The sequence below is a fragment of the Mesorhizobium sp. M0761 genome (assembly GCF_040320205.1).
In the GTDB taxonomy this organism is placed as follows: Bacteria; Pseudomonadota; Alphaproteobacteria; order Rhizobiales; family Rhizobiaceae; genus Mesorhizobium.
In genome coordinates, this window is the sequence record NZ_JAMYPF010000014.1 from 36179 (window position 1) to 60617 (window position 24439).

Annotated in this window: 26 protein-coding genes and 1 tRNA gene; 8 read left to right on the top strand and 19 right to left on the bottom strand. The window is 62.3% G+C overall.

What is annotated here, in order from left to right:
• Nucleotides 1-138 precede the first annotated feature (138 nt).
• Complete coding sequence (locus NKI32_RS21560) at nt 139-603, top strand: NUDIX hydrolase (RefSeq protein WP_023687287.1); 465 nt, start codon at nt 139-141, stop codon at nt 601-603.
• Between the two features lie 101 nt (nt 604-704).
• On the opposite strand, the gene recO is transcribed toward NKI32_RS21560, so the two are convergent.
• The 11 genes from recO to rpoZ form a co-directional block, all read right to left on the bottom strand.
• Entirely contained in the window at nt 705-1496 is a 792-nt protein-coding gene (recO, locus tag NKI32_RS21565; protein WP_023670245.1) for a DNA repair protein RecO, read from the bottom strand.
• A gap of 102 nt (nt 1497-1598) precedes the next feature.
• A complete protein-coding gene (locus tag NKI32_RS21570) occupies nt 1599-2492 on the bottom strand; it encodes an aminoglycoside phosphotransferase family protein (protein ID WP_353003529.1) in 894 nt (297 codons plus the stop codon).
• A 44-nt stretch (nt 2493-2536) separates the two neighbouring features.
• Complete coding sequence (era, locus tag NKI32_RS21575; protein WP_023670243.1) at nt 2537-3463, bottom strand: GTPase Era; 927 nt, start codon at nt 3461-3463, stop codon at nt 2537-2539.
• Nucleotides 3460-4176 (bottom strand): ribonuclease III, encoded by a 717-nt coding sequence (rnc, locus tag NKI32_RS21580; RefSeq protein WP_023692856.1) that lies wholly within the window; start codon nt 4174-4176, stop codon nt 3460-3462. The genes era and rnc overlap by 4 nt, the downstream gene beginning before the upstream one ends.
• Nucleotides 4176-4925 carry a signal peptidase I gene (gene lepB / locus NKI32_RS21585; protein ID WP_023670241.1) on the bottom strand — a complete coding sequence of 250 codons (750 nt, stop codon included), beginning with the start codon at nt 4923-4925 and terminating at the stop codon, nt 4176-4178. Before lepB ends, rnc begins: the two co-directional genes overlap by 1 nt.
• Before the next feature lie 90 nt (nt 4926-5015).
• Nucleotides 5016-5429, bottom strand: a complete 414-nt coding sequence (gene acpS / locus NKI32_RS21590; RefSeq protein WP_023670240.1) for a holo-ACP synthase — start codon at nt 5427-5429, stop codon at nt 5016-5018.
• Nucleotides 5426-6010 carry a DUF2062 domain-containing protein gene (locus NKI32_RS21595; RefSeq protein WP_023670239.1) on the bottom strand — a complete coding sequence of 195 codons (585 nt, stop codon included), beginning with the start codon at nt 6008-6010 and terminating at the stop codon, nt 5426-5428. Before NKI32_RS21595 ends, acpS begins: the two co-directional genes overlap by 4 nt.
• 264 nt (nt 6011-6274) lie before the next feature.
• Nucleotides 6275-6655 carry a VOC family protein gene (locus NKI32_RS21600; RefSeq protein ID WP_023692854.1) on the bottom strand — a complete coding sequence of 127 codons (381 nt, stop codon included), beginning with the start codon at nt 6653-6655 and terminating at the stop codon, nt 6275-6277.
• An 11-nt stretch (nt 6656-6666) separates the two neighbouring features.
• Nucleotides 6667-7245, bottom strand: a complete 579-nt coding sequence (pyrE, locus tag NKI32_RS21605) for an orotate phosphoribosyltransferase (protein WP_353003531.1) — start codon at nt 7243-7245, stop codon at nt 6667-6669.
• A gap of 101 nt (nt 7246-7346) precedes the next feature.
• The gene (locus tag NKI32_RS21610; protein WP_023670236.1) at nt 7347-9578 is read right to left on the bottom strand and encodes a RelA/SpoT family protein; all 2232 of its coding nucleotides are present in this window, start codon (nt 9576-9578) and stop codon (nt 7347-7349) included.
• A 127-nt stretch (nt 9579-9705) separates the two neighbouring features.
• Entirely contained in the window at nt 9706-10107 is a 402-nt protein-coding gene (gene rpoZ, locus NKI32_RS21615) for a DNA-directed RNA polymerase subunit omega (protein WP_353003533.1), read from the bottom strand.
• Nucleotides 10108-10438: 331 nt separating this feature from the next.
• Between rpoZ and NKI32_RS21620 the strand changes: the two genes are divergently transcribed.
• A complete protein-coding gene (locus NKI32_RS21620) occupies nt 10439-11020 on the top strand; it encodes a LabA-like NYN domain-containing protein (RefSeq protein WP_023670234.1) in 582 nt (193 codons plus the stop codon).
• Nucleotides 11017-11682 carry a uracil-DNA glycosylase gene (locus NKI32_RS21625; protein ID WP_023822745.1) on the top strand — a complete coding sequence of 222 codons (666 nt, stop codon included), beginning with the start codon at nt 11017-11019 and terminating at the stop codon, nt 11680-11682. Before NKI32_RS21620 ends, NKI32_RS21625 begins: the two co-directional genes overlap by 4 nt.
• Nucleotides 11683-11950: 268 nt before the next feature.
• On the opposite strand, the gene NKI32_RS21630 is transcribed toward NKI32_RS21625, so the two are convergent.
• The 3 genes from NKI32_RS21630 to dapA form a co-directional block, all read right to left on the bottom strand.
• Nucleotides 11951-12658 carry a glycoside hydrolase family 25 protein gene (locus tag NKI32_RS21630; protein WP_353003535.1) on the bottom strand — a complete coding sequence of 236 codons (708 nt, stop codon included), beginning with the start codon at nt 12656-12658 and terminating at the stop codon, nt 11951-11953.
• 82 nt (nt 12659-12740) lie between these two features.
• Nucleotides 12741-13220, bottom strand: a complete 480-nt coding sequence (smpB, locus tag NKI32_RS21635) for an SsrA-binding protein SmpB (RefSeq protein ID WP_023687280.1) — start codon at nt 13218-13220, stop codon at nt 12741-12743.
• A 25-nt stretch (nt 13221-13245) separates the two neighbouring features.
• A complete protein-coding gene (gene dapA / locus NKI32_RS21640) occupies nt 13246-14127 on the bottom strand; it encodes a 4-hydroxy-tetrahydrodipicolinate synthase (protein WP_353003608.1) in 882 nt (293 codons plus the stop codon).
• A 278-nt stretch (nt 14128-14405) separates the two neighbouring features.
• Between dapA and NKI32_RS21645 the strand changes: the two genes are divergently transcribed.
• Together NKI32_RS21645 and NKI32_RS21650 are read left to right on the top strand one after the other, a co-directional pair.
• Complete coding sequence (locus tag NKI32_RS21645) at nt 14406-16439, top strand: lytic transglycosylase domain-containing protein (protein WP_353003537.1); 2034 nt, start codon at nt 14406-14408, stop codon at nt 16437-16439.
• Nucleotides 16440-16760: 321 nt separating this feature from the next.
• Nucleotides 16761-17663: an alpha/beta fold hydrolase gene (locus NKI32_RS21650; protein ID WP_353003539.1), complete on the top strand. Its 903-nt coding sequence runs from the start codon at nt 16761-16763 to the stop codon at nt 17661-17663.
• 59 nt (nt 17664-17722) lie between these two features.
• On the opposite strand, the gene NKI32_RS21655 is transcribed toward NKI32_RS21650, so the two are convergent.
• From NKI32_RS21655 to NKI32_RS21670, 4 genes are all read right to left on the bottom strand, one after another.
• Nucleotides 17723-18799, bottom strand: a complete 1077-nt coding sequence (locus tag NKI32_RS21655) for a tyrosine-type recombinase/integrase (RefSeq protein ID WP_352625977.1) — start codon at nt 18797-18799, stop codon at nt 17723-17725.
• Nucleotides 18800-19038: 239 nt separating this feature from the next.
• Complete coding sequence (locus NKI32_RS21660) at nt 19039-20211, bottom strand: porin (RefSeq protein ID WP_352625976.1); 1173 nt, start codon at nt 20209-20211, stop codon at nt 19039-19041.
• A 122-nt stretch (nt 20212-20333) separates the two neighbouring features.
• Complete coding sequence (locus NKI32_RS21665; RefSeq protein WP_023747471.1) at nt 20334-20576, bottom strand: GIY-YIG nuclease family protein; 243 nt, start codon at nt 20574-20576, stop codon at nt 20334-20336.
• Nucleotides 20577-20844: 268 nt separating this feature from the next.
• A tRNA-Ser gene (locus NKI32_RS21670) sits at nt 20845-20935 on the bottom strand.
• A gap of 464 nt (nt 20936-21399) precedes the next feature.
• Here NKI32_RS21670 and NKI32_RS21675 point away from each other — a divergent pair.
• A complete protein-coding gene (locus NKI32_RS21675; protein WP_023743754.1) occupies nt 21400-22575 on the top strand; it encodes a porin in 1176 nt (391 codons plus the stop codon).
• Nucleotides 22576-22651: 76 nt separating this feature from the next.
• On the opposite strand, the gene NKI32_RS21680 is transcribed toward NKI32_RS21675, so the two are convergent.
• Nucleotides 22652-22834: a hypothetical protein gene (locus tag NKI32_RS21680; protein WP_352512340.1), complete on the bottom strand. Its 183-nt coding sequence runs from the start codon at nt 22832-22834 to the stop codon at nt 22652-22654.
• Here NKI32_RS21680 and NKI32_RS21685 point away from each other — a divergent pair.
• On the top strand, nt 22833-23945 hold the full coding sequence (locus NKI32_RS21685) for a pyridoxal phosphate-dependent aminotransferase (RefSeq protein WP_023832462.1): 1113 nt from the start codon (nt 22833-22835) through the stop codon (nt 23943-23945). The two genes, NKI32_RS21680 and NKI32_RS21685, sit on opposite strands and share 2 nt — an antisense overlap.
• 156 nt (nt 23946-24101) lie before the next feature.
• The gene (locus NKI32_RS21690) at nt 24102-24386 is read left to right on the top strand and encodes an acylphosphatase (RefSeq protein ID WP_352625975.1); all 285 of its coding nucleotides are present in this window, start codon (nt 24102-24104) and stop codon (nt 24384-24386) included.
• Nucleotides 24387-24439 lie beyond the last annotated feature (53 nt).

The following is a 24439-nucleotide window of genomic DNA, read 5'->3' on the forward strand; positions in this document are numbered from 1 at the left end:
ATCGAGCATGTTTCGTCGGCAAATTCCAGCGGCCTACGGTCTTTATCCTCACCCATCATCTGAGATAGCCAGGAATGGCATGCCGCCGCCACTTGCCCAGGAGCCATGCTATCCTCGGATGAACTACGAGGAAATCGAATGCCGAAACGAAGTGCAGGGCTGCTGATCCACCGGACAAGGGCCGGCATTCTCGAATTTCTGCTCGTCCATCCCGGCGGCCCATTCTGGGCAAGGAAGGATGAAGGCGCTTGGTCGATCCCCAAGGGCCTCGTCGAGGACAATGAAGATGAGTTGGCCGCCGCCCGGCGCGAGGCTGGGGAAGAACTCGGAGTCAGCATCGAGGGTGATTTCGAGCCTGTCGGCAGCTATCGGCAAGCCGGCGGCAAGATCGTGATCGCCTGGAGTGTCGAAGCCGATTTCGATCCCGATGCCGTTAAAAGCAACATGTTCACGATGGAATGGCCGCCCAGGTCAGGCGTGACCAGGGAATTTCCCGAAATCGACAGGGCCGGCTGGTTTTCCTTCGCGGAGGCCAGCCTCAAGATCCTCGGCGGTCAGCGCGCCATCCTCGATGATTTCATGGAGCATCGCAAAGCCGGCTGAGGCTCTTGCCCTACGAGTACCCCCACCCTAACCCTCCCCACAAGGGGGAGGGAATGCTGCCGCATGCAGCTTTTGGTGTGAACCTGGACGGTTTGCGGAGGTCAGCACCCACCGAGTCTCCCTCCCCCTTCTGGCGCAGCGTCTGCCGTAAGGGCGGCCTTGCCGCCCGAATGATGCTTGCGCAAGGCGGCGAGGAAGCCGGCACGGGCATCGGGCTGTTCGATGCCGCGCGGCTCGTAGACATGGCGGGTGAAAAAGAAACCGGTCAGATGGAAGGCGTCCTCGAGTGCCGCGTGGTCCGCCCGCAAGCCGGAGCCGCGCCGCAGGAAGGCCGGCAGCGCCAGCATCTTGTCGCGCCATGGCGCGCCGGCCTGGCGCGAAACCGCGCGGCCGGATTTCGGCGAGACATAGGCCAGATCCTGCCTGGCGCCGGTCGCCGCGCACTGGCTGAGATCGAGGCCGAAGCCGAGTTCGTCGAGGATGAGCAGTTCGAAGCGCGCCACCAGTTCCCCGGCGGCATCCGAATCGTCCAGATGGGCGATCATCACGGCAAGCGTCTCATACAGGCCGCCATGGGCGTCGCGCTCGGGCAGGAGTCTGAGATGCGCGGCCATGGTCTGCAGGCCGTAGACGGCGACAGCGCTGTCCATCAACCGGGCGGCATTCATCTCGATCGCCTCGGCCTGGAAGGTGCCGAGATGCTCGTCGAGGCGTGCCCGCCACAAAAGGTCGACGCGGTTGCCGGGCTGCAGCACCGGCTGCTGCTTGCGCGAGCGCCCGCCGCGCACCAGGCCGAGATGGCGGCCATGCGCACGCGTCATTACCTCGAGAATGGCGCTGGTTTCGCCATGCTTGCGGGTGCCGAGTATGATTCCCTCGTCGCGCCATTCCATGGCAGGAGCTTGTCACCGGTTGCGTGGCTAAATCAAGATTTTGGCGCGCCGCGTGCGATCTGTGCTGACATTGGATCCCCACACATCGTCGAAAGGCTCTGATCACGCGAATTCCCGGTGATCGGCCAGGACGTCGTCGATGACGCGGCGCGATCGCTCGGCTTCGGCTTGGTTGGCGTCGTGTCCGGCAACCGTGATCAGCGCCTTCCACAGCGTCCAGCCGCGGCCGCGCGCCCAGGTCGCTTCATCGACGTCGATGGCGGCGCGGAACGCCTCCCGGCTCTCGCCCTGGAAGAACGTCCAGGCGATCGCCAGGTCGCAAGAGGGATCGCCGATGCCTGAGGTGCCGAAGTCGATGATGGCGCTCAAACGGCCGTTTTGGACCAGAAGGTTGCCCCAGGCGACGTCGCCGTGAAACCAGACGGGCGACCCTTGCCAGGTGGCGGCAAGGGCCGCATCCCAGACAGCGGTGGCCGCCTGGGTGTCGATCTGCCCCTCCAGCGCCTGGAGTGCTTCCCTTGTCTGGTTGTCATACACGCTCGGCGATCCGCCGCGGAAGAAATTGTGCTGGCCCGCGGGCGGCCCGCCCGCCGGATCGATCCGCCGGAGCGCAATGAGGAACTTGGCCAGATCGACCGCGAACTGTGGGCGATCGGCGATTTCGGCGGTCTTGGCTGTTTCGCCGTCGATCCAGCGGTAGACGGACCAATGCCAGGGGTAGCCCTCCCCGGGCTCGCCCATCGTCAGTGGAACCGGGATCGGCAGCGGCAGAAGCGGCGCCAGCCTGGGCAGCCAGCGGTGCTCCTTTTCGACCTGCAAGGCATATGGTGCGGCACTCGGCAGCCGCAGAGTCATATCATCGCCGAGGTGGAAGGTTCGGTTGTCCCAACCGCCAAACGCCACCGGCCTCACCGGCAGATGCCGCCATTGCGGAAATTGCGCGGCGATCAACCGGCGCACGAGATCGGTATCGATGGTCGGTTTTGGATCAGGCATGTCATCGTCTCAAACTGCCGGGCGGCATTTCTAGACGATGAAGCTCAATGGGGAAACTCAAGCCCCATCTCGCGGTAGCGCTCGGGGTCGTCGCCCCAGTTTTCACGCACCTTGACGAACAAGAACAGGTGCACTTTCTGCTCGAGAATGCCGGCTATTTCCATGCGCGCCGACTGGCCGATGGCGCGGATGGTCTCGCCCTTGTGGCCGAGCACGATCTTCTTCTGGCTGTCGCGCTCGACATAGATGGTCTGGTCGATGCGCACCGAGCCGTCCGGTTTCTCTTCCCATTTCTCGGTCTCGATATGCGAGGAATAGGGCAACTCCTGATGCAGCCGCAGATACAGCTTCTCGCGGGTGATCTCGGCGGCCAGTTGGCGCATCGGCAGGTCCGAGATCTGGTCTTCCGGATAGTACCAGGGGCCGACCGGCAGCGCTTGCGCGAGATAGTCGAGCAAATCCTTGCAGCCGGAGCCGGTCAGCGCCGAGACCATGAAGGTGCGCTTGAACGGCACCTTTTCGTTTGCTGCCGCAGCCAGGGCCAGCAGCGCCTCGTGCTTGACCCGGTCGACCTTGTTGAGGATCAGCACCATCGGCTGGCGGACGTCCTTCAGCCGCTCGAGGATGGCGTCGGCGTCACCCCTGATGCCGCGCTCGGCATCGATCAGCAGAAGCACGATATCGGCGTCCTTGGCGCCACCCCAGGCGGTGGTCACCATCGCGGTGTCGAGCCGGCGCTTCGGCTTGAAGATGCCGGGCGTATCGACAAAGACGATCTGCGCGTTGTCATGCGTGGCGATGCCGCGCACGATGGCGCGGGTGGTCTGCACCTTGTGGGTGACGATCGACACCTTGGCGCCGACCAGTTGGTTGACCAGCGTCGACTTGCCGGCATTGGGCGCCCCAATCAGGGCAACGAAGCCGGAATGCGTGGCCTCCGCTGCCGGAGGGAGATCTTCGCTGCCGGTCACGCCGCACTCCCTTGGTTGGCCCAGATGCCCTCGCGCATAAGAAACGCCGATGCCGCCGCTTCTTCGGCTGCGCGGCGAGAGCCGCCCGTGCCGCTTGCCGGCGCAAAACCGCCGACCTTCACGGACACCGTGAAAACCGGTTGATGTTCAGGTCCCTCGCGTTTCTCGATCGCGTATTCGGGCCTGACATCGCTGGTCTTGGCGATCCATTCCTGCAGGTCGGATTTCGGATTGGGCGGCTTGGCCACCACCTTTTGCGAGCGCGGCTCCCAGTAACGCAGGACGAATTGCCTTGCGGCATCGAGGCCGCCGTCGATATAGACCGCCGCGATCAGCGCCTCGACCGCATCCGCCAGATAGTTTCCGCCCGAGCCGCGCGAGCGCGCCTTCAAGGCAGCGTCGGCCCGAACCAGATCTTCGAGCTGCATTTCAATGCCGATCTCGGAGCATGTCCGCGCATCGACCAGGGCATTGAAGCGCGGGGCGATTTCACCTTCCGGCGCCTCAGGAAACTTTTCGAAAAGCAGGTCGGCAACGATCAGGCCGAGCACGCGGTCGCCAAGGAATTCGAGGCGCTGGTTGTTGCTGCTTGCCTTTACCGCACTGGAATGGGTCAGCGCGGTCTCGAGCAAACGGACATCCCGGAAGGAATGGCCGGTTTTGGCTGTCACCAAATCGGCCAGAGTTTCACCCGTCGGGCGCTTCAAAGCCATCAATTCACGAAATGGAACAGGCGCGACAGGCGCACCAGCGACGGCCATTTCCAGATCTCGAGCGGGCTCGCCTTCCCGGCGATCGAGAAGAAGACGATGTTAGCGCGGCCGACAAGGTTCTCCGCCGGCACGTAGCCGACGCTGAGGCGGCTGTCGGAGGAATTGTCGCGGTTGTCGCCCATCATGAAATAGTTGCCGGGGGGCACGACGAACTCGCGGGTGTTGTCGGTGATCGAATTCGGTGTCAGGTCGAGCGTGTCGTAGCTGACGCCGTTGGGCAGGGTCTCGCGATAGACGTCGACCGGCTCAGGCACTTCCGTGATATCAGGATTTTGGATCTGGCCGGTTTTCACACGAGGCACGCCCTGGCCGTTGATGAACAATTGGCCGTCCTTCATCTGGATCTTGTCGCCGGGCAGGCCGACGACGCGCTTGATGTAGTCGAGCGACGGATCCGGCGGGAACTTGAAGACCACCACGTCGCCGCGCTTCGGATCGGAACCCCAGATGCGGCCGGAAAAGATGTCGGGGCCGAATGGCAGCGAATAGCGCGAGAAGCCGTAGGACCATTTGGTGACGAACAGATAGTCGCCTTCGAGCAAGGTCGGCCGCATAGAGCCGGACGGAATCGAGAAGGGCTGGAACAGCAAGGTGCGGATGACCATGGCCAGCAGCAAAGCCTGGATGATGACGCTGACGATTTCGCCAAGCCCGCCGGATTTCTTCTCGGATTTTTCAGCCACGCTCATGTCGTCCTCGATTGTGCGTTGGATGGTATAGAGTCTCGGCGCGCGCTGGGCAACGTCAAGTCGGCGTTAGATAGCGGTCGTCTGATGCAATCAATGTGGCGCTTGTTCGGCGGGCAACGCCTCGATGATCACAAAGGCTTGAGCAAGCGGGAAATCATCGGTGATTGTGAGGTGGATCGCCGCTCTGTGCCCCTGTGGCAGGATTTTGGCCAGCCGTGCCGCCGCTCCCCCGGTCAGCGCCATGGTCGGCGCGCCGCTGGGCAGGTTGGCGACCCCCATGTCGCGCCAGAACACGCCCTGCGCCAGGCCGGTGCCAAGCGCCTTGGCGCAGGCCTCCTTGGCGGCGAAGCGCTTGGCATAGGAGGCGGCGCGGCCCTTGCGGCCTTCCGAGCGGACCTGTTCGACCTCGGTGTAGATGCGCTGGATGAAGCGCTGACCATGCCGTTCCAGCGACTTTTCGATGCGTCTGATGTCGATCAGGTCGCTGCCGATGCCGATGATCATTCCGCCGGAACTTCCCGTCCGCGGTGCCCGGCCTTATGCGCCCGCTCTGCCATGCGCTTCCTGCGCTGCTCACGGAAGGCTGTCATCCCCCAGCGGGTGATACCGTAGAAGATCAGCCCGAAGATCAGGCCGAGCGGCACCGCGCCGATCAGCATCGGTTCAAGCACCGGATGCCACAGTTTTGCAAACGACAGCGTGTGCATCATCTCACCAAGATGCGCAGGCGGCCCGTTCTTGGGCAGGCGCTCATGCAGGATCAGCTTGCCGACTTCCCAGGAGGCTCCCCATAGCAGCGGGAAAGTCAGCGGATTGCCGAAGAATACCGCGCCGAGGGCGGCGGCCACCAGATTGCCGGCGACCACCCAGCAGAGCACGGCGGCGACGGCGAAATGGAAGCCGAGCGGAAAGAAGGAGGCGAAAACGCCGGCCGCGACGCCGGCCGCGACTGCATGCGGTGTCGCCTTCAGCCGCAGGATGCGCTTGGAGAAATATTGCAACGAGCGCGAAAACGAGCGGCGCGGCCACAGATAGGTACGCACCCGCTCCAGAATGCCATCAGGCTTTCGGCGTCGAAAAAGCACTCTGTTCCAGTTCCCGGTTCATCACGCCCAAATTGCAACCATCCCTGGCCGGGCGCGGTCGCTCCATCTTGCGCTTCGAGGGCGCAGAAAGGCAACAACGACTTTGATATAGCGACTGCCTTGCGGCGGAACAATGAAACGCCGCCGCGATGGTCTGCCGCAGGCGGGTAACAAGAGCGCCATTGGGACGAAACTGAGGACAATATCGATGAAAGCTCCCCGACGACGGCAAGGCCCGCGCGAGACGACGCCGAGGCGGATAGATTATTCCCGATATTCGCTGACTTCGACCAAATTGCTGTCCGGATCGCGGAAATAGACCGACATCATCTTACCGCGGGCGCCGGTGCGCTCGACCGGACCGACTTCGATGGCAACGCCATTGGCTTCCAGACGGGCGCAAATCTCGGCAAGCGGCCTTGCGGCGACCAGGCAGAAATCGCCGGACCCAGGCATCGGCACCTTGGCCTTGGGCTCAAAGGTGCGGCCCACCTGATGCAGATTGATCTTCTGCGATCCGAACAGCAACGCCGTCGGCCGGTTCGGCTCGTCGAGGCGCTTGAGGCCAAGCACCCGCTGGTAGAAGGCGCAGCTGTCCTCCACAGAGCGGACCGTCAGCACGAAATGATCGATGCCGGCGATCATGGTGATGTCCCCTAGATGTTGCGGCTTCCTGGCTTAACGGCGGGAATGGCGGCAAGTTCCGGCGGCAGGCGGTCGGCGGGATAGGCCGGGACCTCGTATTCGGCAAGCGCGATCAGCGGCACGCCGACATTGGTCTTGCCGGCCGAGCGGTCGATGATGCAGGCCGCCGCCACGACCTCTGCGCCAATCGCGCGCAGGCAGTCGATGGTTTCGCGAATCGACAGGCCGGTGGTGACGATGTCCTCGACGATGACGACGCGCGATCCCGGCGCGATCTCGAAACGGCGCAGCCTGAACTCGCCGCCTTCGCGCTCCACCCAGATTGCTGGCACACCGAGATGGCGCGACGTCTCATAGGCCGGGATCAGGCCGCCGATCGCCGGGCCGACGACGTAGTCGATCTTGCCCGGCACCGCCTTTTGAATCTTCTCGGCCAGCGCCTTGCAAAGCCGCTCGGTCTTGTCGGCATGCATGAAGACGCGCGCCTTCTGCAAGAAGACCGGGCTACGCAGGCCGGACGTCAGGATGAAATGCCCCTCCAGAACAGCGCCCGCCTCGCGGAAAATGCCCAGAACTTCGTCGGTATTCATAACTCGCCCCATGTCCATGGTGAATGGTGAATGGTGAATGGTGAATGGTGGTGAGAGCGCCTTCTTTCACTATTCACTATTCACTATTCACTATTCACTATTCACCCATTCACGCGCCGCGCATCGCTGACGCTCGAATTATCCTTGAGCTGCGACAGCAGCCGGTTGAGGTGCTTCAGATCCCAGACTTCGAGATCGATCAGCATTTCGGTGAAGTCGGGCGCGGTGCGCACCATCGACAGCGTATGAATGTTGGCGTCGTTGGAGGCAACGACCTGGGCGATGTCGGCGAGCGAGCCCGGCGCGTTGATGGCGGTGACCGAGACGCGCGCCGGAAAGCGCTCCTTGGTCTGCTCGTCAATGTCCCAGCGCACGTCGATCCAGCGCTCCGGCTGGTCGTCGAAGGCCTGCAGCGCCGGTGACTGGATGGGATAGATGGTGATGCCGGTGCCCGGCTGGACAATGCCGACGATGCGGTCGCCTGGCACGGCCCCTTCCGGCGCGAAACGCACCGGCAGGTCGCCGCGCACGCCGCGGATCGGTACCGCGCCATCGCGCGGCTGGTCCTTGTCCTTGCGCGCGGCTCGGGTGCCGGGCATCTGGAACAGCATGCCGGCGGCGTTGCGGATCTTCGACCAGCCCTCCTCGCGCTGCTTGGGGGCGCTGACGGTGACGCGCTCGTCCTTGTAGTCTGGGAAGACGGCCTTCATGACGTCGGTCGAGGCGAGTTCGCCGCGCCCGACCGAGGCTAGCACATCCTCGATGTCCTTGCGCGCCAGCCGGTGCAGCACCGGCTTCAGGCTTTCCTTGGTGAAAGTCTTGCCGGCGCGCTCGAAGGCGCGCTCGAGAATGCGGGCACCAAGACCTGAATATTGCTTGCGAATGGCGTTCTTGGTGGCGCGGCGGATGGCTGAACGCGCCTTGCCGGTGACCACCACCGACTCCCACGCCGCCGGCGGCACTTGCGCCTTGGAGCGGATGATCTCGACCTCGTCGCCATTCTTAAGTTCCGTCATTAGCGGCATGATGCGGCCGTTGACCTTGGCGCCGACGCAGGTGTCGCCGACGTCGGTGTGCACGGCATAGGCGAAGTCGATGGGGGTGGCGCCGCGCGGCAGAGCGATCAGCATGCCTTTCGGCGTGAAGCAGAACACCTGGTCCTGGAACAGCTCCAGCTTGGTATTTTCGAGGAAGTCTTCCGGGTTGTCGCCTTCTGCCAGTTGCTCGATGGTGCGCCGCAGCCAGGCATAGGCGTTGGTCTCCTTCGAGATCGCATGGGCGGCACCGTTCGTCTTGCCGCCGGTGTCCTTGTAGATCGAATGGGCGGCGACGCCATATTCGGCGATCTTGTTCATCTCACGGGTGCGGATCTGCAGTTCGACGCGCTGGCGCGATGGGCCGACAATGGTGGTGTGGATCGAACGGTAGTCGTTCTGCTTGGGCGTAGAAATGTAATCCTTGAAGCGGCCAGGCACCATCGACCATGTGGTGTGAATGGCGCCGAGCGCGCGGTAACAGTCTTCGACGCTGTCGACGACGACGCGGAAGCCGAAGATGTCCGAGAGCTGCTCGAAGGACAGCGCCTTGGCCTCCATCTTGCGGAACACCGACCACGGCTTCTTCTGCCGGCTCTTCACCCCGGCATTGATGGCATGCTTCTCGAACAGCGCCGACAGCGCCTTTTCGATGTCGGTCAGCACACCCTTGTTGCGCTCGAATATCTCGGCAAGCCGCGCGGTGACGGCGCGGTAGGCTTCCGGATTGATGAAGCGGAAGGCGATCTCTTCCAGCTCCTCACGCATGCCTTGCATGCCCATGCGCCCGGCCAGCGGCGCGTAGATGTCCATCGTCTCCTCGGCGATGCGCAGGCGCTTGGCCTCGGGCATGTGGTCGAGGGTGCGCATGTTGTGCAAACGGTCGGCGAGCTTGACCAGCAGAACGCGGACATCCTCCGAGATGGCCAGCAACAGCTTGCGCAGGTTTTCCGCCTGCTCGGCCTTCTTGGAGACGAGATCGAGCTTCTTCAGCTTGGTCAGGCCTTCGACCAGCTTGCCCATTTCGGGGCCGAACAGATCGTCGATCTCGGCCCGCGTCGCGGTGGTGTCCTCGATCGTGTCGTGCAGCAAGGCGACAGCGATCGTCGCCTCATCCATGTGCATTTCGGTGAGGATGGCGGCGACTTCGAGCGGATGCGAGAAATAGGGATCGCCGGAAGCGCGCTTCTGGTGGCCATGCTTCTGCATGGCGTAGACATAGGCCTTGTTGAGCAACGCCTCATTGACGTCAGGCTTGTAGCGCGCAACGCGCTCGACAAGCTCATACTGACGCATCATGGGCGGGTTCTCACGGTGCTGAAATGATTGATGCGCCGCACTGATGTACGGCGCATCTCATAGATAGCCACGAAACACACGGGACGGAAGTGCCGGAACCATATTCCCGGCAGGTCCAGGGCAGCGATTAGTAGTCGTCGCTCTTTTCCGGGGGAACCAGGCCCTCGATGCCGGCCAAAAGGTCTTCCTCGGTCATGCGATCGAAGGTGACGTTTTCTTCCGCGTCGTCGGCGTCGGTAGCTGCAACTGTGTTGCCGGTCTGGTCGGCGATCGCCTCGCCGTCGGCCTCGGGCTCGTCAACCTCGACATGCTTCTGCAGCGAGTGGATCAGATCTTCCTTGAGGTCGTCGGGCGACAGCGTCTCGTCGGCGATCTCGCGCAGCGCCACGACCGGGTTCTTGTCGTTGTCGCGCGGCACGGTGATCGGCGCGCCCTGGCTGATCTGGCGGGCGCGATGGCCGGCAAGCAGCACGAGCTCGAAGCGGTTGTCGACCTTGTCGATGCAGTCTTCAACGGTTACGCGGGCCATTGATTGCCCCTTTCATGCCTGGATTTGATGGAAAACAGGCGCGGTCCATAACCCGAACGCCGCCAAAATACAAGCATTATGGCTCTGTGGCCCATGGGCTGGCGAATGCCAGCTTCTGGCGCCGCTGAATGCCTTGCCGGCGAAGCCCGCCTACCGGGCGACGACACGGCTCCGATCACAATTGCTTGCAGTGCGCCCCGGCACCCTTGGATTGCCGTAAAACTGGCGCTATCTCGGTTGACGAAAGGTCAGCCGGTTTATTTACGAGCCGAGCGTTATAAACGACCCATTTCGATTAGTCCGCCACCTATTTCGAAAAAGGAATATTGCCATGTTCGACCCCCGTGAAAAAATCGCTCTTTTCATAGACGGCGCCAATCTCTACGCCACCTCGCGCGCACTCGGCTTCGACATAGACTACCGCAAACTGCTGTCCAGCTTCCAGAAGCGCGGCTATTTGCTGCGGGCCTATTACTACACCGCTCTGGTCGAGGATCAGGAATACTCTTCGATCCGTCCCCTGATCGACTGGCTCGACTATAATGGCTTCAAGGTGGTGACCAAGCCGGCCAAGGAGTTCACCGACTCGACCGGCCGCCGCAAGATCAAGGGCAATATGGACATCGAACTGACCGTCGATGCGCTCGAACTTGCCGATGTCGTCGACCACTATGTCATCTTCTCCGGCGACGGCGATTTCCGCACACTGGTCGAAGCGCTACAGCGGCGCGGCCGCAAGGTCTCGATCGTCTCCACCATGGCCTCGCAACCACCGATGATCTCGGACGATCTGCGCCGCCAGGCCGACCATTTCATCGATTTGACCTCGCTGAAGAACGAGGTCGGCCGCGATCCCTCCGAACGGCCGGTGCGCAGGCCCGAGCCGGCCGAAGTCGAAGAGGAAGACTATTGACGGCGGCGGCCTTGGACGCCGCTCCCGAACCCGACCGCGACTGCCCGCTCTGCCCGCGCCTGCATGATTTCATCGCAGACTGGCGGCAGCGCGAGCCGTCGTGGTTCAATGCGCCGGTGCCGACTTTCCTGCCGCCTGATGGCGAGGACGCCGTCGAGCTGCTGATCGTCGGGCTGGCGCCCGGCCTGCGCGGCGCCAACCGCACCGGGCGACCGTTCACCGGCGACTATGCCGGCGACCTGCTCTACTCAACGATGATCGCTCACGGTCTTGCCCGCGGCGAGTTCAAGGCGCGGCCGGATGACGGGCTCGAACTGATCGGCACCGCGATCACCAATGCGGTGCGCTGCGTGCCGCCGGAGAACAAGCCGGTCGGCGCCGAGATCGCCACTTGCCGCAGCTTTCTGGTGCCGACGATCGCGCGCTTTCCAAAATTGCGCGCCGTGCTGGCGCTGGGCTCGATCGCCCACCAGTCGACCGTCAGGGCGCTGGGTCAGCGCGTCGCTGCCTATCCGTTCAAGCACGGCGGTCAGTTGCCGGCCGGCGGCGTCACGCTGTTTTCCAGCTATCACTGCTCGCGCTACAACACCAACACCGGTGTTTTGACCGAACCCATGTTTGTCAAGGTATTCAGCGACATCGCCGCCTTCCTGCGCAATTAACGCCTTCAGAACCCCGCCAGCACGATCTTGCGCTTGGCTTGCCCGGGCGCGGATGACGAAGCTTGCCGAAAGGCGGGCATGACGAGACAGGCGCTCTCCAAAGCCTTGAGCGGCGACGGGAACCCGGAATTGAGACAATCATGAAAGTCCCGGAAGCGCTCGGTCTGAAACCGACCTTCGTTAGCGCGCAGACTGGCCGGAACGCTGGGTAGGACCGATCAGCGCCGCGATGTTTGGTTCCAATCTCGCGCCGGTCGAGCACGCCAGGTCAAGGCGCGGCAAACAACTCAGCCAGCTTCTCCTGCCCGCCCTTCAGCACATTCAGATCGACATCGCCGACGATGCCGTCGACGCGGCCCATATTGTGGTACTGCCAGTAGATCCAGTCGTTGCGACCTGGCTCCAGGAGCAACGAGCGACGCCAGAGCGGGCGAACGTCGATTTTCCCGGCATAGGCGTCCTCGGCCTCGTCGGTCAGGTAGATGATCGCCGGCTTGCCGAACGCAGCCTCAACCGGTCCGAGGAAGGCCTGGAGTTCCGCGCTCAGCTGCTCCGGCGAGGGGCGTTGCGGGCAGTTGCCGCCGAATTCGATGTCGACGACCGGCGGCAGCAGCGGCTGGTCGTGCGGCACCACCGCGATGAAATTTTTCGCCTGGTCGGCGCCCGGCCGGCAGAAGGTGAAGAAGTGATAGGCGCCGACGGCGAGGCCGGCCGCGCGCGACTCGCGCAGATTCTTGGCGAAGGCATCGTCGACATGGTCGCCGCCCTCGGTCGCCTTGATGACCGCGAAGGCGACATCGTCGGCGGCAACGCGCCGCCAGTCGATCTCACCCTGATGATGGGAAACGTCGATACCCCTGACCGGATAGCTGTCACGATCCGGCGAGAACGTCCGGAAATAGAAGATGCCACCTGCGGCGACGATGCCGGCGAAGACCAGACTGGCCGCACCCCAGAGGATGATCCGGTTCTTCAAGCCTTCCCCCGTCGTGTTTTGCTGTTGCAGCTGTTCGAAACTTGAAAGCCGATGTCTGGCTTTTCTGGGGCTGCCTGAGATTCTAGCCGCGTTCCTTCATGAGCCGGCCCTTTTCGCGCGACCAGTCGCGCTGCTTTTCGCTCTCGCGCTTGTCGTGCAGTTTCTTGCCGCGGCCGACGGCGAGCAGCAGCTTGGCACGGCCCTGGTCGTTGAAGTAGATTTTCAGCGGCACCAGCGTCATGCCTTCGCGGTCGATGCTCTGCGCCAGTTTTGCCATCTCGCGCTTGTTGAGCAGCAGCTTGCGGCGCCGCCTGGGCTCGTGGTTGAAGCGGTTGGCCTGCAGATATTCCGGCAGATAGGAGTTGATCAGCCAGATCTCGCCGCCCTCGACCGAGGCGTAGCTGTCCTGGATGTTGGCCTGACCCTGGCGCAACGACTTGACCTCGGTGCCGGTCAGCACAAGGCCGGCCTCGACCGTGTCGAGCACCTCATAGGAAAACCGCGCCTTGCGGTTTTCCGCAACGGTCTTGTTGTTGGGATCGGCTTTTCTGACCTGGTTCATGATGCGGAGAGGTGGCGCCTCATCCTTAATTTATCAAGCCGGCGTGTTTCATCGCCGCATCGATCTTCTCGGCGGTCGACGCCTCGATGGTCACCAGCGGCGAGCGCACCACGTTCTCGACCTTGCCAATTTTCGACAGCGCGTATTTGACGCCGCACAGGCCGGGCTCGAGGAAGATCGCCTTGTGCAGCGGCAGCAGACGGTCCTGCAATTCCAGCGCCTTGGCGCTGTCACCGGACAATGTGGCTTCCTGGAATTCGGCGCACAGCCGCGGCGCGACATTCGACGTCACCGAGATGCAGCCGACGCCGCCATGGGCGTTGAAGCCGAGCGCCGAGGCATCCTCCCCTGAAAGCTGGATGAAATCCTTGCCGCAGGTGGCGCGCTGTTCGGACACGCGCTCGACCTTGCCGGTGGCATCCTTGACGCCGACGATGTTCTTGAAGTCGTGCGCCAGCCTGCCCATCGTCTCCGGCATCATGTCGATCACCGAGCGCGGCGGGATGTTGTAGATGATGATCGGCAGCTTGGTCGCCCTGGCGACGGCGGCGAAATGCTCGTACAAGCCGCGCTGTGTTGGCTTGTTGTAATAAGGCGTGACCACCAGAGCGGCGTCGGCGCCCGCCTGCTCGGCATACTGCACCAGACCGACCGCTTCAGCGGTGTTGTTTGAGCCGGCGCCGGCGACGACCGGAGCGCGGCCCTTGGCCACCTCGATGCAGACCTTGATGACATGGCGATGCTCGTCATGCGACAGCGTCGGCGACTCGCCGGTGGTGCCGACCGGGACGAGGCCCGTCGTGCCCTCGCCAAGTTGCCATTCGACGAAGGCGCGAAAGGCTTTCTCGTCGAAACGCCCGCTCTTTTCGAACGGTGTCACGAGCGCAGTAAGCGAGCCTCTCAGCATGTCGTCCAACTCCTTGGAACTTGTTTGTTTATGCATGTCGTCGTCCCAAAAACCGGTTCCCGCTTTTGGGCGACTGCATCGGGCGCCTTCTAGCCGAAAGCGAAGCCGCGCACCATAGTCTCGACACTGTTGCGCGGCAAGCATGCCGATGGTGCCAGCAAGCGCAATTCGAACGGCCTCGATAACCCTTTGTTTACGGGCTCTTCACGACCTAAGTCTAGGCTCTCGGGTACCTGGGCTTGCCATCTAAAGTGCCGCAACAGGGAAAGATCAGGATCATGCCGGCCGGTCGGCCACTCCGCTTCATATTGCTTGGCGCCGTTGCCCTGCTGATAGTGGGGACGGCGGCAAACGAGAGCGTCGACGAGCAGACGACCTCATCGATCCCGATGCCCGACATGCAAGACAGAGCGCAGACCGATGCGCCCTCCCCCAGTATCGTCGTGCTGAAAAGCGGTCTCGACGCATTGGCGACCGGCGATATCGCCGCGGCGCGAGCCGTGCGCGAAACATTGCCGGCCAATTCGCTGGACCGCGATATCCTGGCCTGGGCAATCGCGCTCTATGGCGGCGACCGTGTGCCGAGCAGCGAGATTGCCGATACCGCAAAGATGCTGCCGAACTGGCCGGGCACCATGGCCTTGCGCAAGAACAGCGAGCGCGCGCTCTACCGCGAAAGCCCGTCGCCGCAGACCGTGGTGAAAGCCTTTGACGGCAGCCAGCCGCTGACCTTTCAAGGCGTGGTCATCCTTGCCCGTTCTTATGTAGCTCTTGGCAACACCAAGGCTGCGCTTTCCGTGCTGTCGCCATTCTGGCGCACCGAGAAGCTGGAAGCCAGGGACGAGGCGGCCGTCAGCAAGGAGTTTGGCGCCATCATTCCGGCTGCCGACCATCATTTCCGCATGGAACGGATGTTTTATGCCGACCGGGAGAATTCGGCACTGCGGGTCGCAGCCCTTGCCGGCGCGCAACCGCTGGCCGATGCCTGGGCCGCCGCCTCGCGTGGCGACAAGAACGCGGCCAAGCTGTTGAAAGCGGTGCCTGCCGCGCAGCAATCGGCCGGCTATTTCTTCGCGCAAGCCGAATATCTGCGCAAGCAGCGGAAGTTTGCGGACGCCGCCGCGGTGATGATGAAAGCGCCAACGAACCGCGACGCGCTGGTCGATCCCGATGCCTGGTGGGTCGAGCGCCGCGTGCTGTCGCGCGCACTGGTCGACCAGGGCGACTGGAAGACCGCCTACAAGATCGTTGCCGCGCATGCCGCCGAAAGCCTCGCCAGCGCCGCCGAGGCCGAATTCCACGCCGGCTGGTATGCGCTGCGCGGCCTCAACGATCCTGCGACGGCCTCGACCCATTTTGCCCGCATCGCCGATCTCGCGCAGGGACCGATGTCGCTGTCACGCGCCTATTACTGGCTTGGCCGCGCGGCGGAAGTCGGCGGTCCCGGCAATGCGAAGGATTATTTCACCAAGGCGGCAGCCTATGGAACCACTTTCTACGGGCAGTTGGCGGCGGAACGGGTTGGCTTGCGCACGCTGAACATCGCCTATCCCGAGCCAAGCACTGTCGACCGCCAAAGCTTTGACGGCCGCGAAGCCGTCAGCGCCATCAAGCGGCTGCAGGAGGCGGGCTACGACCGCTATGCCGAGACGCTTTACCGCGACCTCGCCGGGCAGTTGACCAGCCCCGGCGAGCTGGCGCTGCTTGCGGTGCTGGCGGAAAAGCAGGGCAATCATTTCATGGCGCTGAAGATCGGCAAGATCGCCGGCGCGCGCGGCATCGATGTCGGCGCGCTGTCGCATCCGCTGGGCGTCATTCCCGACACCGCCGACATATCCGGCTCGGGCAAGGCGCTGGCCTATGCGATCGCCCGCCAGGAAAGCGAATTCAATGTCGGCGCCGTCTCCAGCGCCGGCGCGCGCGGCCTGCTGCAGCTGATGCCGGGCACCGCCAAGCAATTGGCGAAGAAGGCAGGACTGAGCTTTTCCCAGGATCGGCTGACCAGCGATGCCGGTTACAATGCGACGCTGGGGGCTGCCTTCCTTGGCGAGCAGCTCGACCGCTTCGGCGGCTCCTATGTGCTGACCTTCGCCGGCTACAATGCCGGCCCTAACCGCGCCAGCCAATGGGTAGCCAAGTACGGCGACCCGCGCGGCAAGGGCATCGACGCCGTCGTCGACTGGATCGAGCGGATTCCCTACACGGAAACAAGAAGTTACGTGCAGCGCGTGATGGAGAATTACGAGGTCTACAAGATGCGTATTTCGGGGAAGTACGATATAGTTGGGGATTTGGTGAACGGAAGGGGTTGAGGCGGCAGAGCTGTCGCCACGGGCAGTCGTTGGCGATCCTTCGCGCCCCCCTCTGGCCTGCCGGCCATCTCCCCCACGAGTGGGGAGATCAGCTGTCATTGCCGATTTCGCCAATCTCCAACGTCGAAGGAAGGGCGTAGCACCTGAACCGCCAATCTCCCCCCTCGTGGGGCCTCGTGGGGGAGATGTCCGGCAGGACAGAAGGGGGCGCTGTCCCTCCGACATTTCCAAGAGTGTCAGCTTGCCGACAACCCTCGATTTGACCGCTCCCACCCTCGCCTGTAGCAGACGGAGACAATCCGGCCAGGGAGTCCTTTTAATATGTCGAGCACCGACGGCTTCTCCGACTTTTTCTACACCGCGCCGGACGGGCTCAAGCTTCACGCCCGCGTCTATGGCGAGACCAATTCGGCAGACTGGCAGGTCGTTTGCCTGGCCGGCCTGACCCGCAACGCGCGCGATTTCCATGAGCTGGCGCTTTATCTGTCGCAGCGGACCGACAATCCGCGCAAGGTCATCGCCTTCGACTATCGCGGCCGCGGCCAGTCCGCTTACGACCCTGATATCGGCCACTACACTATCGGCATCGAGGCCGGCGATGTCCTCGCCGGACTGGCCGCTCTGAACGTCGAGGAAGCGGCCTTCATCGGCACCTCGCGCGGCGGGCTGATCATCCACGTGCTCGGCGCGCTGCGGCCAGCCATACTGAAAGCCATAGTGCTGAACGACATCGGACCCGTGATCGAGGCCGCGGGGCTGGCCCATATCCAAACCTATCTCGACCCGGCACCGAAACCGAAGAGCCGCCATGAGGCGATCGATGCGCAACGCGTCGCGCACGGCGCGGATTTTCCCGCTCTGACCGCGGCGGATTGGGAGCGGATGGTGTCGGCCCTCTACCGCGAGACGGACGAAGGCCTCCTGTTGCCGGATTTCGACCCCCAACTGGTCGAGACGGTGGCGGGCCTCGACCTCAGCAAGCCGTTGCCGGATCTGTGGCCACAGTTCGAGGCGCTGGCGGCGATACCTTTGCTTGCCATTCGCGGCGCCAACTCGAAACTCTTGTCGGCCGACACACTCGACGAGATGCAAAAGCGTCATCCCGGCATGGAAGCGACCACCGTCGAGGGCCAAGGCCATGCCCCCTTCCTGGAGACAGGCAACCTGCCGGGCGCTATCGCGGCCTTCCTGGATGGAGTACTAAATACGGCCCAGGAAAAGTAAACCCCAAGATCAAATATGATCCTGGGGTTGCCATGGCAGTATATGAAAGCCTTAGGTAACTATTTGGCTTTCGAGCTTTTCCGGGGCGTCTTGGGTGCCTTCGCCGCTGCCGTTTTGCTCTTTTGGGCAGGCGTTGGCACTGAGGCCGTGGTCAGCGGCGATGCGAAGGCGGAGTTTTTTCCATCACCGGACAGCCCTTCGCCGCGGGGCGTTTCCAGCACGACGACGCAGCCGTCGAGATCGTTGGTGGCCAGATGTGCATAGCGCATGGTCATCGAAAGCGTCTGGTGGCCGAGCCACATCTGCACGCGCCGGATGTCGATGCCGCCCTGGACCAGACGTGAGGCGCAGGTGTGACGCAAGATGTGCGGCACCACCTGGTCGTCGGCGCCGAGGCCGACCTCGGCCTTGGCATCGTTCCAGATGGCGCGAAACTGCGCCTGGCTGAGTTTGGTGAACGGACCTTTGGGCCGGCGGCCCTCTGAGGGCGGCAGTTTGATCACCTCTTTGACCCGCTCGGTCATCGGGATGGTGCGGCTGCGTCCGGATTTGGTGATCCAAAACGAGACGCGGTGTTCCTGGATGTCGTTCCAGATCAGTCCGAGCGCCTCGCCGAGACGGCATCCGGTGTCCACGAGAAAGCATGAAAGACGGTAGGCATCCTCGCTGCGGGTCCTGATGGCGGCGAACAGCCTTGCTTCTTCGTCCCTTTCGAGGAAACGTATCCGTCCCGCCCGCTCCTTCTGGCGGCGGAACTCGGGCAGGCTGTGGATATCCCCCATCTTGTAAGCCTTGCGCAGCAGTTTGCTGAGGGCAGCCATCTTTCGATTGATGGTTGCGTTGCTGTTGCCGCGCTGGCGCAAGGTGCCGATAAGGTTGTCAAGGGTGCTCTGGTCGAAGGCGCTGAACCGTTCTCCGAGGAGAATCTCGTCTATTTCGCCGATGAAGGAGCTGACATTGTACTTATGTCGCCCATCATCCCAGAGTATGTCTCGGTACGCTGAAAAAAGCTCTCCGACCCGGTGCGACTTTACTTCTCTGATCTTGTTGTAGCTGTATTTTATCTTCGCATTTTGAGAAGAGAACATTGAGAAATGTTCGGAGGGGTCGCCCTCTTGTATCGCTTCGATGGTCATAAATTGCCACACCCCCGAGTGGATAGAGTCAGACCTACCCGCTTGGAAGCGTCCTTTCAAGAGATTTAATCACGCAGTTGTGAATTCATCCACCATCAGCGGATCCCACGAACTCACCCTACGGACTGTTCAGCTGCCGATTCCCCCTGTTCCTTCTGCTTGTCTTGACCCAGTCACGAAACAAAACAGCCCGGGCGTTGAATCGCCCGGGCTGGTATTCACCTGTTTAAAGCTAGCCCTTAGAACGAGCGCTGGAAGCGGAGCATGCCGCCAATGGCGTCGTCATCGCGGGCATCGGTCCAATCGGAGTCGCCAACGTTGATGTAGTCGACTTCAGCCGTGACCGTGAAGCCGGGGACGACGTCATAGGCGATGTTCGCCGCGGCGCCGAAGTTCTTGTCCTCGTCATACGAAAGCTGGACGTTGAACGAGGTCTTCTCGTTGATGGTGTAGGTGCCACCACCCCAGACTGCCCAGTTGCCGCCCCACTGCTTGTAGAAGCCGCGGCCGCCGGCCGGGATTGCCCAGGTCGGATCCGACAGATTGTCGTCGGTGCCGTAGCCGCCAATGATGAACAGCGACAGGTTCTGCATCGGGGTGACGTCCAAACGCACCTTGCCGGCTACTTCTTCATAGTTGCTGTCGTAAGCAATGACGCCGGTGATGGCGCCCCAGCCCTGCGTATACTTCAGACCGCCGACGACATGCGGAACATAGCTGTCGATGGTGCCGACGACGCCAGCGCCTTCTTCGAGCGAGAGGACGGCGGAGAAGCCGTTGCCCGCATCGAAATAGTACTGGATGACGTTGGTGTCGAAGCCGCCGTAGGGGACCAGCGTATCCTGGATGACGTTGCCGGCATAGCCGATGAACGTATTGAAGGCCGATTCGTCCTTACCAACGCGCAAGCCACCGAGCTGGATCCAGGCGAAGTTCAGCGAAACGCTCTTCATGCCGGCCGGATTGCTATCGAAAGCGGTTTCATCGACGAGGGGTGTGGCCGGATCATCAGCGATGTTGGTGGCGTACCGATTGTTGTTGCCGAAGTTGAAGCGGGTCTCGGTGTAGGTCTTCAAGGTGCCAAGTTCGGTTTCCTGGCCGGTCCAGGTCTTGAAGGTGGCGCGGGCATTCTTGTACCAGGTGTCCTGCGCGTCACCATCTTCGTGGTCGAGCGACTCCGCACCCGTGAATGCGCCGACGTCGCCGGCGCCGATATCGTAGCGGACATAGCCGCCGATGCGCAGGCAGGTTTCGGTGCCGGGAATGTAGAAGTAGCCCGAGCCGTAAACGTCGCAAATCTTGACGTATTCAGCCGGTTCCGGCTCGGCGACGACGACGGCGTCGGCGGCGCGCGCACCGGAAACTGCGATCAGGGCCGCAGCGGAGCCGAGGAGAAGGCTCTTAATGTTCATTTTCTGACCTCCAGTCAGAATCGAACAAGACAGTGAAGCCGGCGACAGGCGTTTTCGCTGTAATCAGTTGTTTTTGTTGAGGTCTATTGAAAAATGGAACTTTGCTGCGGGTGATGCGGCCATCACCACAGGCGCTTGTTTGCGGAAGCATGCCCTGAACCGGATTTGAGATAGCGCTCGAATGAAGCTGCCTTGCCCTGGTTCGAAAAGGCCATATAGGTGACGATCCGCCACGGCAGAAACTTGGATGTATGGCTGGATTTCCCCGCATTGTGCTCGACAAGCCGTCGTTTCAGGTCCGTCGTTATGCCGATATAGCGTTCGCGTTCGGCAGCCGCACTCTCCAGAAGATACACATACCACATGAGCTGCTCTCCTTTGCCGGGCGTCGAAGGGCATCCTCTCCGCCATCCTGCTTCGCGCTGAGGTGGGCTTGTCCTGCGAAGCTCGAAGAGCGAAGCAGGACTGCCAATCGAATTTTGCAAGGGATTGTCTGGGCTTACGCTGTGCGGCACGTAGCACACCACACGGTCCGGCCCTTCTACGCCAAGGCTTCGGAGGGCATCCTCTCCGCCATCCTGCTTCGCGCTGAGGGTTGGGCTTGTCCTGCGAAGCTCGAAGAGCGAAGCAGGATGGCGGAGAGGATGGGATTCGAACCCACGAGAAGCTTTTGACCTCTACTCCCTTAGCAGGGGAGCGCCTTCGACCACTCGGCCACCTCTCCGTTGCGCCGCTGGATAGAGAAAAGCGCCGGCACAATCAACAAGCCGGCGCGATAATCGTTGAAAAATCCGCATTCGGCCGCAGCGGCGCCTTTTGCATGCGGCGATTCTACGGCAGTTCCCTGGCTGGCGAGTCGGCGACATGGCCGCAATTCTGGCCGGCCATCGCCGGATTCGGCCGCATTGCGCGGCGCTGGATAAGGCTTGCGGGCCCTTCGATAGTTAATGAGAGCTTTCTGACTGAGGCCAAATCGTGTCATTTGTGCAACAACGCATGGGGATAGCGCCCGCATAGCCCTTTCGCCGGTACGATCGTGGTTGAACGCCGCCGCCTCATGGGTAATGTCGATTTCGAAGGAGCGGCGCGGTGCGCATCTTTTTCGGTAGTGGGGATGGGGCAGGGAACGCTGTCCTTCAGCAAAGAATACCCAGACCCGTTTTTTAACTTTTGACTGGAGGTCAGAAAATGAACATTAAGAGCCTTCTCCTCGGCTCCGCTGCGGCCCTGATCGCAGTTTCCGGTGCGCGTGCCGCCGACGCCGTCGTCGTCGCCGAGCCGGAACCGGCTGAATACGTCAAGATTTGCGACGTCTACGGCGCCGGCTACTTCTACATTCCCGGCACCGAAACCTGCCTGCGCATCGGCGGCTATGTCCGTTACGACATCGGTGCCGGCGACGTGGGTTCGTTCGATGGTGCGAGGTCCTTCGACCATAAGGATGGCGACGAGCAGGATACCTTCTACAAGAACGCCCGTTTCACGCTGAAGACCTGGACCGGCCAGGAAACCGAACTCGGCACCTTGAAGACCTACACCGAGACCCGCTTCAACTTCGGCAACCGCAACGGCTACCCCTCGGCAGACGATCCGACGACCGAAGCAGACGAGTTCAACTCCAACCCTGCCGGCAACAAGAACGTTTCGCTGAACTTCGCCTGGATCCAGCTCGGTGGCCTGCGCGTCGGTAAGGACGAATCGGCCTTCGACACGTTCATCGGCTACGCCGGCAACGTCCTCCAGGATACGCTCGTTCCCTACGGCGATTTCGATACCAACGTCGTCCAGTACTACTTCGATGCGGGCAACGGCTTCTCGGCCGTGGTCTCTCTCGAAGAAGGCTCCGGAACCGTTGGCACCATCGACAGCTACGTTCCGCATGTCGTCGGCGGCGTGAAGTACACGCAGGGCTGGGGCGCCATCACCGGCGTCGTCGCTTATGACAGCAACTACGAAGAAGTCGCCGGCAAAGTTCGTTTGGACATCACCCCGATGCAGAACCTGTCGCTCTTCATCATGGGCGGCTACGGCACCGACGACAATTTGACGGACTCGAGCTATGCGATCGACGCTGGCGGCCGCGGCTTCTACAAGCAGTGGGGCGGCAACTGGGCTTTCTGGGGTGGTGGCACCTACACCATCAACGAGAAGACCTCGTTCAATGCTCAGGTCTCGTATGACGAATGGAAGAACCTCGGCGTCGCTGCGAACATCGCCTACGACGTTGTTCCCGGCTTCACGGTCACGGCCGAAGTCGACTACCTCAACGCAGGCAAGTTCGACGACGCCAACTTCTCCAACTTCACCAACGCCGACAAGAAGAGCAGCATTGGCGGTCTCCTCCGCTTCCAGCGCTCGTTCTAACCGGCAGAGCCTGGCTGAAAATCGAACCCGGCGGGCAACCGCCGGGTTTTTCTTTTTGAAGCATCCGTCGCCATAGTCATTGGCTGCAGTGCTGGCCTTCAAAAGGCTGCCGCCTACCGGCGGTCAGGCCGTAGAGCGTGGCCACCCGCGCCGATTTCATCACGGGCGTCATGGCCACTATTTCCAGCCGCGCCAGAACTTGCGCCGTCCTATCGGGCACGCTAGCAAGAAGGCCCATCTTCTCGTGAGCCTTTGCCATGCGCCAGCGCCCTGCCCTCACGCCGCTTGTCGGCGCGCTTCCCTCGACGGTGCCGTTTGTCGGACCGGAAGCGCAGGAGCGCGAGCGCGGACGTGCTTTTCGCGCCCGCATCGGCGCCAATGAAAGCAGCTTCGGGCCTTCGCCGCGCGTTATCGCCCGTATGGAGCGCGTCGCGCGTGACCAATGGATGTATTGCGATCCCGACAATTACGATCTGAAGCAGGCTGCGGCCCGCCATCTCGGCGTCGGCGCCGAAAACGTCGTGGTCGGCGAAGGCATAGACGGGCTGCTCAGCCTGGTGGCGCGCATGTATGTCGCGCCGGGCGACGCAGTGGTCACCTCGCTCGGCGCCTATCCGACCTTCAACTTCCACATTGCCGGCGTCGGCGGCCGGCTGGTCACGGTGCCTTACGAGAACGACAAGGAAAGCCTGGACGGCCTGCTCAAGGCAGTCATCAAGGAGAAGGCGCCGCTGGTCTATCTCTCCAATCCGGACAATCCGATGGGCAGCTGGTGGGAAGCAGGAGATATCACCCGCTTCGTCGAAGCGTTGCCGGAAACCACCATGCTGGTGCTCGACGAGGCCTATGGCGAATTGGGGCCGGCCTCGGCGCTGCCGCCGATCGATGTCGCGCGGCCCAACGTCATCCGCATGCGCACCTTCTCCAAGGCATACGGGCTGGCCGGCATTCGCTGCGGCTACGCGGTGGCCGAGGCTGAGGTGATCCGCGATTTCGAGAAGATCCGCAACCATTACGGCGTCAGCCGCATGGCGCAGATCGCCGGCGTCGAGGCGCTGGCCGACCAGGACTGGCTGCACAGCGTGGTGGCGCGAGTTGCTGCCGGCCGCACACGTATAGCCGGGATTGCGGAGACGAACGGGCTGAAGCCGCTGCCATCGGCGACCAATTTCGTCACCATCGACTGCGGCCAGGACGGCGCCTTCGCGCTGAAAGTGCTGCAAAACCTTTTGTCGCGCGACGTTTTCATCCGCAAGCCGATGGCGCCAAGGCTCGAACGTTGCATAAGGGTCAGCGTCGGCCTCGATCATGAACTCGACATCTTTGCCGAGGAACTGCCCGGCGCACTCGCCGCTGCGCGGGGAAACTAGCCCCGCCAATTGCCATCGCAACAGAGCCTGCCGAGGCCGCCAAGGCCAAAACAGAATCAGCCGCGACCCCGACTCCGTCGATCCAGCAGCAATCCGACACTCAAGCCTGTTGCTTTCGTCCGATTCCGCGCCAGTTTCTGTGCATGGGAGGCAACGATGGATAACCGGCAAAGGGCAGTGCAGGCGCGTGTGCATGGCAAGGTGCAAGGCGTCGGCTACCGGATGTGGGCGCGAGGCGAAGCGACAGGGCTTGGCCTCGTAGGTTGGGTACGCAATGAACGAGACGGCACCGTGACGGCCTGGATTGCCGGTGCCGATGCTGCGGTTTCCACAATGATCGAACAGCTCCGGCAAGAGCCAAGGGGAGCTTCGGTTTCGAAGGTGGAGACCGAGGAATTCGAACTCCTCGACGCGCCCATCGACTTTCGGATCATCGTCTAGACGGAACCACTTTATTGCCGCTTGAATTAATTGAACGTTCGTTTTATTGCTAG